The sequence below is a fragment of the Paraburkholderia sp. RL17-381-BIF-C genome (genome assembly GCF_046026435.1).
Classification (GTDB): domain Bacteria; phylum Pseudomonadota; class Gammaproteobacteria; order Burkholderiales; family Burkholderiaceae; genus Paraburkholderia.
The window spans coordinates 1-403 of sequence record NZ_JARESX010000237.1 but is presented as its reverse complement, the minus strand read 5'-3'; the positions used below and the strand labels follow the sequence as shown (position 1 = coordinate 403).

Annotated in this window: 1 protein-coding gene; it reads left to right on the top strand. The window is 56.1% G+C overall.

Annotated features, from left to right (window positions below; genetic code table 11):
• Positions 1 to 94 precede the first annotated feature (94 nt).
• On the top strand, positions 95 to 403 hold a 309-nt coding region (locus P0D70_RS36860), incomplete at its 3' end, for a transposase (protein ID WP_408188140.1).

Genomic DNA, 403 nt, shown 5'->3' with positions numbered 1-403 from the left:
TGGAGTAGCCCCTTGATTCTCAGGACACGAGACACCCCTTAAAATAAGAGGGAGTCTTGTGACTAGTTTCAAGCCTAGGCAAATCGTGGAAAGCATTGAAGTTCTGACTGAGCCGGAGCGCCGTCGTCGGCGTTCGGTCCAGGAAAAAGTAGCCATCGTGCAGGAAACCCTGGAGCCGGGAGCAACGGTTTCAGCAGTTGCCCGTAGACACGGAGTGAACCCAAACCAGGTGTTTGCGTGGCGCAAGCAATACGAGGAAGGCAGCCTGGCAGCGGTGAAAGCTGGAGAAGCCGTGGTGCCTGCTTCGCAGTTGGCCACGGCGATGAAGGAAATCAGGGAACTGCAGCGTCTGCTTGGCAAGAAGACGCAGGAGGCGGAAATCCTGAAGGAAGCAGTCGAGTAC